Origin of the sequence: Streptomyces sp. NPDC006733, assembly GCF_040636125.1 — a bacterium.
Lineage (GTDB): Bacteria > Actinomycetota > Actinomycetes > Streptomycetales > Streptomycetaceae > Actinacidiphila.
Map to the genome: position 1 here is coordinate 113675 of NZ_JBEYJD010000030.1, position 10918 is coordinate 124592.

Sequence of the window (10918 nt, forward strand, 5' to 3'; positions counted from 1 at the left end):
CGCGAATCGACGGGGGATTCTCGTGATTTCGCTATCTATCTCTTCATCGGAGGAACGATGATCAACAGAAGGTCTCTGCTTCGCACCGGAGGAGCACTCGCCCTGGGGGCCTCGGTCGTCGGGAACGCCGCTTCGGCCGCCGCCGCGGGCAGCAGGGCCGCCGGCCCCGACTGGGCGCGGCTGCGCAGCTGCATACAGGGCGATGTGGTGCTTCCGGCCGACGCCGCCTATCCGACGGCGAAACAGAACAAGATCGCGGAGTTCGACGCGATCACCCCGGACGGCATCGTGTACGGGGAGTCCGTCGGGGACGTCACCGCCGCGATCCGCTTCGCCCGGGACAACGGCCTGTCGCTGCGCACCCGCAGCGGCGGCCACAACTTCGCCGGCTGGTCGCTGGGCGAGGGCCTGGTGCTGGACGTCTCGCGCATCAACCACATCAAGGGCGGCGGCAACCCGACCGTGCACCTGGGCCCCGGCGCCCACAGCATCGACGCGGTCACCGCCCTCAAGCCCTACAACCAGCAGATCGTCACGGGCACCTGCCCGACGGTCTGCCCCGGCGGCTTCTTCTCCGGCGGCGGCATCGGCTACCAGAGCCGGGCGTACGGCATCGGCAGCGACCGGGTGGTCTCCGCGCTGGTCGCGCTGGCCGACGGCACCGTCATCCGCGCCACCGAGACCCAGCACGCGGACCTGCTCTGGGGCCTGCGCGGCGGTGGCGGCGGCAACTTCGGCGTCGTCCTCGACTTCGAGGTGCGGCCCATCTCGGCGCCGCGGATGGTCTTCTACGAGCAGATCTGGAACTGGGAGGACGCCCAGGAGTTCCTGCCGGCCTGGCAGGCGTGGTACGCCCAGTCGCCGCGCAACAGCAGCGCCCAGGTCATCATCGTGGTGCCGGACGCCGCCGAGGGCAACGCCCCGTTCATCCTGCAGCAGGGCTGCTTCTACGGGCCGAAGTCCCAGGCCGACGCCGAGCTGGCCGAGCTGGGCGCGCAGGTGGGCCGCACGCCCGCCAGCAGCACCGTTCTCGACCTGCCGTACGACGAGGGCATGCACCACGTCTACGGCCTGGCCAACGAGGCCAGCGTCGAGGCCGTGCTGGCCCGCACCCCCTGGCAGCGCATGCGCACCCGCATGATCGAGCAGCCCTTCGACGCCGCCGCCTCGGCCGCCGCCCTGGCCGCGTTCGACGCCGACCGGCGCCCCGGGCAGACCCGCTACCTGAGCTTCATGGGCCTGGGCGGCGCGGCGGCCGACCCCAGCCCGACCGCCACCGCGTACCTGCACCGCAGTGCGCTCTTCCACGTCGGCTACGGCATCGCGCTGCAGAGCGCCACCCCGACCCCCGAGGACGCCGCGGCCGCCATCGCGTGGACCACCAAGGGCTTCAACGCCGTCGCGCCCTTCTCCAACGGCCACTCCTACATCAACTTCCCCGACCCGCTGCTGCCCGACTGGCAGGCCGCCTACTACGGCCAGAACTACCCGCGCCTGCTCCAGGTCAACAAGCGGTACGACCCGGACAACTTCTTCACGCACCCGCGCGCCATCGGTGCCTGACCCGCCGTCATCCCGCCCGAGCGGACCGACGGACCAGCTACGTCACGCACACAAAGGAAGGTTGACGTCTGATGACGGTTACCGACAGCGAAGTTGTGAACTACCCCTTCGCGCCGGCCGAGGCTGTTGATATCCACCCCAAGTACGCCGAGCTGCGCGCGGAGCAGGCACTGACCCGCGTCAACATGCAGTACGGCGGCGAGGCGTGGCTGGCGACCCGGTACGACGACATCAAGGTCGTCCTCGCCGACCCCCGCTTCAGCCGCGCGGAGACCGTGGGCAAGGACGTACCCCGGGTACGGAAGGCCTACGAGGAGAAGAACATCGTCAGCATGGACGACCCGGAGCACGGCCGGCTGCGCAAGCTGGTCGCGAAGGCGTTCACCGTCCGCCGGGTCGAGCAGATGCGGCCCCGGACGCAGCAGATCGCCGACGACCTGCTGGACCGGCTCACCGCCGAGGGCCGTACCGAGGGCGACCTGGCGAGCGGGTTCGCCTGGATGCTGCCCATCACGGTGATCTGCGAGATGCTCGGCGTGCCGCTGGAGGACCACTACAAGTTCCGCGGCTGGATCGACACCTGGCTCACGGTGGGCGAGACCTACACCCTCGAGGAGATGAACGAGGCGCGCTTCGAGCGGCTGCCGGAGTACCTGGCGACCCTGATCGCCAAGCGCCGGGCGGAGCCCACCGACGACCTGCTCTCCGCCCTGGTCTCGGCCCGCGACGACGAGGACCGGCTCAGTGAGGAGGAGCTGATCACCATGGGCATCGCCCTGCTGGCGACCGGCCACCACACCACGGCCAACCAGCTGGCGAACTACCTCTACACGCTGCTCTCTCGCCCCGCCTACTGGCAGCAGTTGCTGGACGACCCGGAGCTGGTCCCCACCGCCGTGGAGGAGCTGCTGCGCTACACCCCGCTGAGCCCGTACTCCGAGAACACCCGCATCGCCACCGCCGACATCGAGCTGGGCGGCCAGTTGGTCAGGGCCGGCGAGGCGGTCATGATCTTCCCCGCGATCGGCAACCGCGACGAGCGGGTCTTCGAGCGTCCCGAGGAGCTCGACCTGACCCGCAAGCACAACCCGCACATGGCCTTCGGCCACGGCATCCACCACTGCCTGGGCGCCCCGCTGGCCCGGATCGAGCTGCAGATCGCGCTGTCGACCCTGATCCGCCGGCTGCCGACGCTGGAACTGGCCGTACCCGCCGAGGAGGTCCCCTGGAAGGTCGACAACGTCGTCCGCGGGGTGAGCGGCCTGCCGGTGCGGTGGTGAACGCCATGAGCACCTGGCACGTAGAGGTCGACCACCGCGTGTGCATGGGGGCGGGGCTGTGCAACGGCAACCTCCCCGACCGCTTCCGGCTCGTCGACGCCAAGTCCATCCCGGTAGCGGAGTGGATCGAGCCCGACGAGGACGTACTCGACGCCGCGGACTACTGCCCCTACCGGGCGATCCGCATCACCGACAAGGCCACCGGCGAGACCCTGTCGGCCGGCGACTGAGCCGAAAGGCAGGAGAACGGTCGTGACAACCACAACAACCGAGCCGGATCTGGTGTCCGGTGAACCGATACCGACGGACGTCCGCAGACCTCCCGGCACCCCGTGGTGGCGGCGTCCGTGGGTCGGCCCGCTGGCCACCGTGTGCGCGGTCTTCTTCCTGCACTCGGTACCGCGGTACCTGACCTTCGACCCCGCGCAGTCCAAGATCCCCGCCAATCCGGACTTCCCGCTGCACTACGCCGTCCTGGTGGCCCACGTCATCTTCGGCTCGGTGGCCATGGCCTGCTGCTGCCTGCAGGTGTGGCCGTCGCTGCGGCAGCACTACCCGGTGGTGCACCGCACCAGCGGACGGCTGTACGTGTTCGCCGGGGTGCTGCCCGCGGGCGTCACGGCCATCGTCGTCGCCTACGTCAGCCCGTCCGGCCTCTCGATGCAGCTGAGCACCATGACGACCTCGGTGCTCTGGATCGCCTGCACCGTCGCCGGCTTCCGGATGGCGCGGCAGCGCCGGTACACCGACCACCGCAGGTGGATGATCCGCAGCTTCGCGCTGACGCTGTCGATCATCGTCAGCCGGATCCTCGGGGTGATCTACGACCACACCATCCTGCCGCCGCCCGTCACCCAGAACATCCCCGAGCTGATCGAGTGGGGCCAGACCCGCGCGGGCCTGGCCTCGTGGCCGGGGTGGATCATTCCGCTGCTGATCGCCGAGTGGTGGATCGTGGAACGGGGCTCCGGTGCCCGGAACAAGGCCCGGCTCGCCCGCCGCCGCGCGGCCGCGGCAGCCGCGGCAGCCGCGTCGAAGTCCCCGTCCCCGTCCCCGTCCGCCCCGTCCTCCGCCGCCTCCTGACGCGCCACCCCCTGGCACGACTGCCGGGCCGCCTCCGTTCCCCGGAGGCGGCCCGGCAGTGGTGTGTGCGGGTGTCCCGCGCGGCTCAGGACAGGTGCTGGCGTTCGCCGGTCGCCGCGGAGAGCTTGATGGCGTCCAGGACCCGGTGCATCCGGGCCGCGGTGCCGAAGTCGGGCTCGGCCGGCTCGCCCGTCCTGATGGCGCGCGCGAGGTCCGTGTAGACCTGGTGGACGTTGCGCACCGCCGGGGAGGCGTCGGGCAGCGCCGGGCGGTAGAGGTCCGGCACGGCCAGCGGCTTCGGCCCCTCCCCGCCCTCGGCGAGCACGAGGGTGAACTCGGGGCCGACCAGGTTGTCGTCCGTGGAGCGCATGACGATTCGGCCGGCCCGCCCGTGGACCTCGAAGCGGAAGCCGGCGCCGCGCGGGCCGCCGGTCATGATGTGCACCGACGCGGCGGCGCCGGACTCCAGCAGCCCGTTGACCACGATCTGGTCCGGCGAGGTGACCTCGATCTGCTCGCCGGTCTCCTCCATGGTGACCCGGGTGATGCGGGTGGCGAGCGTCGCCGAGAGCTGGCTGAAGTCGCCCACCGCGTACCGGAACATGTCCATCGAGTGGCCGCCGACGACGGCCAGGTGGTTGACGCCCTTCGTGCGGTCGAACAGTGCCGCGTACCGCTGGGACCAGATCTCCGGCGAACCGAGCGAGTACGTCAGCGAGGTGGACATCACCTCGCCCACCCGCCCCTCGGCCACGAGGTCGCGCAGGTAGCGGACCGCCGGATGGTGCCGGCTCTGCAGGCCGACCGCGTGCCGTACCCCGGCGCGGTCGGCGAGTTCGCGGAAGCGCTCCGCGACGTCCGCCGACAGGGCCAGCGGCCACTCGCTGTAGACGTGCTTGCCGGCGGCGATGGCCGCCTCGACCAGCCCGTCGCGCTGCGGCAGCTGCACGGCGACGGTGACCAGGTCCACGTCCGGGTGCGCCATCAGCTGCTCGGCGTCGTCGAAGGCGTGCTCGGCGCCCCAGGCGCCGGCTGCGGCCCGCGCCGACTCCAGGCTGGTGCCCGCGACCGCGGTCACCTCGTACTCCGGGTGCGCGGCGAGCGCCGGCAGGTGGACCGCCCGCGCCCACCCCCGTCCCGCGTGCGCTCCGACGACTCCGACTCGGATCTTGTCAGCCACGTCCATGTCCTTCTCTGTCGGTGCTGGGTGCTGGGTGCTTCGTGCTCATGAGGTGTGGTGCCGGGGGGAGGGGGCGGGGGCGCCCGGGACGCGAACGACCGGGGCGTGGCCGACGTGTGCCGGCCACGCCCCGGTCGGTCGTGGGGTTCCGCCGCCCGGTGGGGCTACTTCGCCGCGACGGTCTCGCCGGCGGCCCGCGCGGTGCTCTGCGCGGTGTTCTGCGCGGAGACGGCGTCCTGCCGCCCGTCCAGGGCCGGAGCCGCTTCCGGAGCCGCCTCGGGCAGCGGCTCGGCCTTCGGGGCGTCCTTCAGGATGAAGTACGTGGCCAGGAAGCCCAGCGCCACGAACGCGGCGGAGAACAGGAAGGCCAGGCTGTAGCCGTCACGCAGCGCCGAGACGTTCTCCGCGCCCTTGTCGAGCAGCGAGTTGCTGCGCGAGGTGGCGACGGTGGCCAGGACGGCGAGGCCGACGGCCGCACCGGACTGCTGGGCGGTGCTGTTGAGGCCGGAGGCGAGACCGGCGTCCTCGGGGGCCGCGCCGGACATCGCCCGCATCATGACCGCCGGGACCGCGAGGCCCATGCCGAAGCCCTGGATGATGAGCGTCGGCATCACGTGCTGCCAGTAGTTGCCGTCGACCGGTGCGCGGCTGAGCAGGACCAGGCCGACCGCGAGGGCGGCGAGGCCGGTCAGCAGGACCCGGCGGGTGCCGTAGCGGACCGTGAGCTTGACGGAGAAGAACAGCGACATCGTGCCGATCACCAGCGGTGCGGGCAGGAAGGCGAGTCCGGTCTGCATGGAGTCGAAGCCGAGCACCCGCTGCAGGTACAGGGCGTTGAGGAACTGGAAGCCGAAGCCGGCCGCGAAGACCAGGATCACGACGATGTTGGCACCGGAGATCTCCCGGTTGCGGAAGATGCGCAGGGCGAGCAGCGGACGGCTCGCCTTGGCCTGCCGCAGGACGAAGCCGGCGAGCAGGACGATCGAGATCGCGCCGTAGGTCAGCAGCCGCCCGGCGCTCTGGCTGGGCTCGGAGACCTGCGAGATGGTGAAGACCCCGAGCGACAGACCACCGGTGACCAGGATGGCGCCGATGGCGTCGGCGCCGGCCCGCAGGCCGAGCCCGTCGGTGGTGGCGAGCAGCTTGATGCCCGCGAGGAAGGCGACCACGCCGATCGGCAGGTTCACCAGGAACACCCAGTGCCAGCCGAGGGATTCGGTGATGACACCGCCGGCGATGAGGCCGACCGAGGCGCCGCCGGCCGAGACGAAGCTGTAGATGCCCATCGCCTTGGCCTGCTTGCCCGGCTCCGGGTAGAGGCCGACGATCATGCCGAGCACCACCGCGGAGGCGAGCGCGGCGCCGACGCCCTGGGCGAACCGGCCGGCGATCAGCAGGCCCTCGCTGTTCGCCACGCCGCACACGAGCGAGGCGGCGGTGAAGGTCACCAGGCCGCCGAGGAAGACCTTCTTGCTGCCGATGAGGTCACCGAGCCGCCCGGACAGGAGCAGCAGGCCGGCGAACGCGATCAGGTAGGAGTTGACGACCCATGAGAGGCCGGACTGGGAGAAGCCGAGTTCGTTCTGGATGGTCGGCAGGGCGACGGTGACGATCGTTCCGTCGAGGACGATCATCAGCTGCATCGCGCAGAGGACGCCGAGCGCCAGCCCGCGCGAGCTGGATTGCGTGGTGTCTGTCGGATTCACGACTTTGCTTCTTTCGTGTGGTCGGGTCGGACGGGGCTGGGCACAGATCGTTTCCTCAGTGCATGTCTTGTTACAGAGACCATGATCTGGGACCATGGAACGGAGCGGAAGGAGGCACTTTCATGTCCCAGAGGAACACCGGTGTGACAGAGCAGGTCGGAGCCGCTGCGGAGTGCGAAACTCCCGGTGCGCAGGAGGCCTGTTCGGTGCTGGAGACGCTGAACAGGATCAGCGGCAAGTGGAGCATCGGCATCCTGCTCGTCACGACGCGCGGGCCCGCCCGCTTCACCGAGCTGGAGCGCGAGGTGAAGGGCATCAGCCGGCGCATGCTGACGCTGACCCTGCGCAACCTGGAGCGCGACGGCCTGCTGACGCGCACGGTGTACCCCACCGTGCCCCCGAAGGTCGAGTACACGGCGACGCCCATGGCGCGGGAGCTCTACGACTCCCTGCGGGCGCTGACCGGCTGGGCGGAGCGGCACCGGCACGAGATCGACGACGCGCGGGTCGCCTACGGCCGCGCCGCGGGCGAGAGCGCGGCCGGTACGCCGCGCGACCACCTGGCGGTCGCCGGCCGGGTGGCCTGAGGCGGCACTCACACCGACCACCGGCTTCGCGGCCCCGCCGCGGGGCCGGTGAGCGCGCTCTGGGGAAGGGCGTCGCGCAGCGCGTCCACGAGCGGCAGGGTGCCCTCCGCGTCCGTGCTGCCGCCGAACACGTAGAAGTCCGGGCGGACCAGGACGGTACGCGCCCCGATGCCGTCCAGGTACGCCGTGTACGTGCCCTCGGTGTCGACGACGGCGCCGCCGCGCGCCTGCTCGACGGGCGTGCCGGCGGGCAGCAGCCGCACCAGGTGCGCGCCGATGCTCTGCAGGAACTCCAGCCGGCCCACGTCCAGTACGTCCCGCGGATCGTCGAGCGAGACCAGGGCGAAGCCACGGCCCACAATCTCGTCGAAGAGCCCGCTGGCGGCGCCGCGCGCCACCCGTGGCTGCGGCACCTGGTCGCCGGCCCCCGGCAGCTTCCTGCCCGCCTCGGTCCTGCCCAGCAGCCCCTTGGTGAGCGGCTGGAAGGGGGACTGCTGCGGGCGGGCGAGGTTCCGCTCCCGGGTCGCGATCATGATCGTGTCCCGGTCGCCCGCGGCGACCGGGTCGGTCTGGCAGATGACCTTGCCGAGGTTGACCGACATCCCGATGGCGTGCTGCACGTGCGCCCACCGCTCGGTGGTGTACGAGTCGAGCAGCGCCTCATCGGCCACGCCGCGCAGCACCAGGTCCAGCTTCCAGACGAGGTTGGCCGCGTCCCGGAAGCCCGAACTCATGCCCTGCCCGGCGAACGGCGGCATCAGGTGGGCGGCGTCGCCCGCGATGAGCATCCGCCCGGAGCGCCACTTCAGCTCGCAGCTCGCCTGGAAGGTGTAGACGGCGTGCCGCTCCATGACCCCGTCGGCCCGGGTGATCCCGAACAGGGAGAGCATCCGCCAGGCCGTCTCGACGGTGTTCAGCTCCTCCTTGGTCTCGCCGGGCAGCCGCATGAACTCCCAGCGCCGGTGGCCGGGGCCCGCCGACACCTGGGTCCTGGGCCGGTCCGGGTCGCACACCTGGAGGTTGTTCGGCGTGAACGAGCGCGCGTCGTGCAGCACGACGTCGCAGATCAGCCAGTCGTGCGCGAAGCCCAGGTCGTTGGCGCCGGTGCCGATCCGGTCCCGGACGAAGCTGTTGGCCCCGTCGCAGCCCACGATCCAGCGGGCGGCGATCGACCGGCGCCCGCCGTCGGCATCCCGGGCGACCAGCTCGACGCCGTCGTCGTGCTCGGTCAGCTCCACCGCCTCGTAGCCGCGCAGCACCTTCAGCCCGGGGATGCGCGCGCCGCGGGCGGCGAGCGCGTTCTCCAGGCCCGGCTGGTACATGGAGGTCGACTCCGGCCAGCCGTTGCGGCCGTGCTCCTCGGCGGCGCCGATGTACAGCAGGTCCTCGCCCCTGCCGTTCTGCCAGAGGTAGTCCCCGGAGGGCTCACCGACCCTTCGCAGGTGGTCGCCGACGCCGGCGGCGGCCAGGATCCGGGCCGCCTCCCCGTCGAAGGCCACCGCACGGGGCATGGTGTACGGCCGGGGATGGCGCTCGACCACCGTGACCTTCCAGCCGCGCTGCGCCATCAGGTTCGCCAGCACCTGCCCGACCGGGCCGTAGCCGACGACGAGCAGGTCCGCATCGTCCTCGCGGGAGGCACCGTCCCTCACCGGTGACGCGTGCATGGCTCACTCCCTTCCTTCCTTCGGTCCGCCGCCGTCATGCGGTGACGGGCTGGTCCTGCAGCAGGATGTTCTTCACCACGGCGTCGAAGTCCTCGGGCTTGATCAGGACGCGCACCTTCTCGCGGCCGTCCTCGACCGTCAGCAGGCGCCGGCCGGTCAGCGTCATCTGGCCGTTCTCCAGCGCCCGGCCGCGGATGTACGTGACGTGCGCGGCGATGGTCTTCGCGTACGCCTCCAGGCCCGGGTTGTCGCCCGTCCACTCGACGAACCGGCGCGGCTGCGGCAGGAAGCGGTGGACGGGTGCCCACTCGCCCTCCAGCGGCTTGCGCTCCAGCACCAGGAACTCGTCGGACTCGGTCACCCGGTAGGTGCAGCCGTACTGCTCCTGCGGCTCCTCGGAGACGCGCACCGGCTCGATGAGCGACGGGCCCGAGTAGCCCACGTCCGCCAGGTACCAGTCCTCGCCGATCCGCACCCCGTTGAACAGGTGCTCCAGCTCGGGGCCGTAGCTGCCGTCCGGGCCGCGGACGCCCGCGGAGAGGATGACGACCTCGAACCCGAGCCGGGTCAGCAACTCGCGGAACAGTCCGTTGAGTTCGTAGCAGACCCCGCCGCGCCCGCCGACGATCACCTCCTCGAAGACGGCGTCGGCGTCGATGTTCACGCCCGTCCAGATCGCCGTGCCGCGCTCCTCGTTCAGCAGGTTGTCGAAGGGCACGGCCATGAGGTGGGCCTTGTGCAGGACACGCAGGGTCTCCAGGTCGGGTGTACGGGGCCCGGAGTAGCCCAGTTTCACCAGGTAGTCATCGACGTCGAACATGCGGGAACCTCTCGTGATCGAAAGACAGTGGCGGGGGGATCAGCCGACTTCCACGGCGGCCTGCTGCAGCTGCTGCTGCAGGTACTCGGCCAGCAGCGACGGCGTGGGCTGGTCGAACAGCAGCATCACCGGCAGCTCGGAGCCGATCGCCGCGGCGATGCGGTTGCGCAGCTCCACGGCGGTCAGCGAGTTGAAGCCGACGTCGAAGAAGCCCTCGTCGTCCTCGATGGCGTCGGGGGTGGGGTGGCCGAGCACGACGGCCGCCTCGGCGCGCACCAGCTCCAGCAGTGCCGCCGTCTGCTCCTGCGCGGTCAGCCCCGCGATGCGGTCGGTGATCGATTCCTCTTCTGGCATCTCGGTCTCCTCGAGTTGCTGCTCTATGGACGGCACGGTCGTGTCCTCGGCGTTCGCGGCGGGCCGGACCGTCTTGAGCCAGTAGTGCTGCCGCTGGAAGGCGTACGTGGGCAGGTCGACGCGCCGGGGCGCGGCACCGTCGAACACCGGCGCCCAGTCCACGCGCACGCCCCGCACGTGGAGCTCGGCCAGGGAGGTGTGGAACCTCCGCAGGCCGCCGTCGTCGCGGCGGAGCGATCCGACGGCGACGGAGCGCGAGGCCGCGACGCCGGTGCCGAACGACTCCTGGATGGCGGTGGTCAGGACGGGGTGGGTGCTGACTTCGATGAAGACGCGGTGGTGCTGGGCGGTCAGTGCTCGGGTGGATTGGGCGAATCGCACCGGGTGGCGCAGGTTCCGGTACCAGTAGGAGGCATCGAGCGGGGTGCTGTCCCCGAGCCAGGCATTGTCAAGGGTGGAATACATCGGAATGAGGGGAGTGTGCGGGGTGAGGCCGGCGAGCACGCGGGCCAGCTCCTGTTCGATGCGTTCGACGTGGCTGGTGTGGGAGGCGTAGTCGACGGGGACCTTGCGGGCGCGGACGCCCTCGCCGGTCAGCGCGGTGTGGAAGGCGTCGAGTGCGGCGGGCTCGCCGGCGACGACGGTGGACCGGGGGCCGTTGACGGCGGCGATCTCCAG

At 71.2% G+C, this 10918-nt stretch carries 10 protein-coding genes; 5 read left to right on the forward strand and 5 right to left on the reverse strand.

The window, feature by feature from the left end:
- The first annotated feature begins 57 nt into the window (after positions 1-57).
- From ABZ721_RS25650 to ABZ721_RS25665, 4 genes are all read left to right on the forward strand, one after another.
- Positions 58-1563 carry an FAD-dependent oxidoreductase gene (locus ABZ721_RS25650; RefSeq protein WP_358791040.1) on the forward strand — a complete coding sequence of 502 codons (1506 nt, stop codon included), beginning with the start codon at positions 58-60 and terminating at the stop codon, positions 1561-1563.
- 71 nt (positions 1564-1634) lie between these two features.
- Positions 1635-2843 (forward strand): cytochrome P450, encoded by a 1209-nt coding sequence (locus ABZ721_RS25655; RefSeq protein ID WP_358791041.1) that lies wholly within the window; start codon positions 1635-1637, stop codon positions 2841-2843.
- Between the two features lie 5 nt (positions 2844-2848).
- Entirely contained in the window at positions 2849-3073 is a 225-nt protein-coding gene (locus ABZ721_RS25660; protein WP_358791042.1) for a ferredoxin, read from the forward strand.
- A gap of 22 nt (positions 3074-3095) precedes the next feature.
- Positions 3096-3926 (forward strand): DUF2306 domain-containing protein, encoded by an 831-nt coding sequence (locus ABZ721_RS25665; protein WP_358791043.1) that lies wholly within the window; start codon positions 3096-3098, stop codon positions 3924-3926.
- 85 nt (positions 3927-4011) lie between these two features.
- Here the strand turns inward: ABZ721_RS25665 and ABZ721_RS25670 are convergent, their stop codons facing one another.
- Together ABZ721_RS25670 and ABZ721_RS25675 are read right to left on the reverse strand one after the other, a co-directional pair.
- Positions 4012-5106: a Gfo/Idh/MocA family oxidoreductase gene (locus tag ABZ721_RS25670; RefSeq protein ID WP_358791044.1), complete on the reverse strand. Its 1095-nt coding sequence runs from the start codon at positions 5104-5106 to the stop codon at positions 4012-4014.
- Between the two features lie 164 nt (positions 5107-5270).
- Positions 5271-6812: an MFS transporter gene (locus ABZ721_RS25675; protein WP_358791045.1), complete on the reverse strand. Its 1542-nt coding sequence runs from the start codon at positions 6810-6812 to the stop codon at positions 5271-5273.
- A gap of 122 nt (positions 6813-6934) precedes the next feature.
- On the opposite strand from ABZ721_RS25675, the gene ABZ721_RS25680 reads away from it, so the two are divergent.
- Complete coding sequence (locus ABZ721_RS25680) at positions 6935-7399, forward strand: helix-turn-helix domain-containing protein (RefSeq protein ID WP_358791046.1); 465 nt, start codon at positions 6935-6937, stop codon at positions 7397-7399.
- 8 nt (positions 7400-7407) lie between these two features.
- Here ABZ721_RS25680 and ABZ721_RS25685 read toward each other — a convergent pair whose 3' ends face one another.
- The 3 genes from ABZ721_RS25685 to ABZ721_RS25695 all read right to left on the reverse strand — a co-directional run.
- Complete coding sequence (locus ABZ721_RS25685; protein ID WP_358791047.1) at positions 7408-9066, reverse strand: bifunctional 3-(3-hydroxy-phenyl)propionate/3-hydroxycinnamic acid hydroxylase; 1659 nt, start codon at positions 9064-9066, stop codon at positions 7408-7410.
- Between the two features lie 34 nt (positions 9067-9100).
- Positions 9101-9886 carry an arylamine N-acetyltransferase gene (locus ABZ721_RS25690; RefSeq protein WP_358791048.1) on the reverse strand — a complete coding sequence of 262 codons (786 nt, stop codon included), beginning with the start codon at positions 9884-9886 and terminating at the stop codon, positions 9101-9103.
- Between the two features lie 39 nt (positions 9887-9925).
- Positions 9926-10918 (reverse strand): acyltransferase domain-containing protein (locus tag ABZ721_RS25695; RefSeq protein WP_358791049.1); only part of this gene is annotated, 993 nt, incomplete at its 5' end.

Coding starts and splice junctions, on each gene's coding strand:
- ABZ721_RS25680 (WP_358791046.1), top strand. CDS start 6,935: ATGTCCCAGAGGAACACCGGTGTGACAGAGCAGGTCGGAGCCGCTGCG.
- ABZ721_RS25650 (WP_358791040.1), top strand. CDS start 58: ATGATCAACAGAAGGTCTCTGCTTCGCACCGGAGGAGCACTCGCCCTG.
- ABZ721_RS25685 (WP_358791047.1), bottom strand. CDS start 9,066: ATGCACGCGTCACCGGTGAGGGACGGTGCCTCCCGCGAGGACGATGCG.
- ABZ721_RS25655 (WP_358791041.1), top strand. CDS start 1,635: ATGACGGTTACCGACAGCGAAGTTGTGAACTACCCCTTCGCGCCGGCC.
- ABZ721_RS25690 (WP_358791048.1), bottom strand. CDS start 9,886: ATGTTCGACGTCGATGACTACCTGGTGAAACTGGGCTACTCCGGGCCC.
- ABZ721_RS25660 (WP_358791042.1), top strand. CDS start 2,849: ATGAGCACCTGGCACGTAGAGGTCGACCACCGCGTGTGCATGGGGGCG.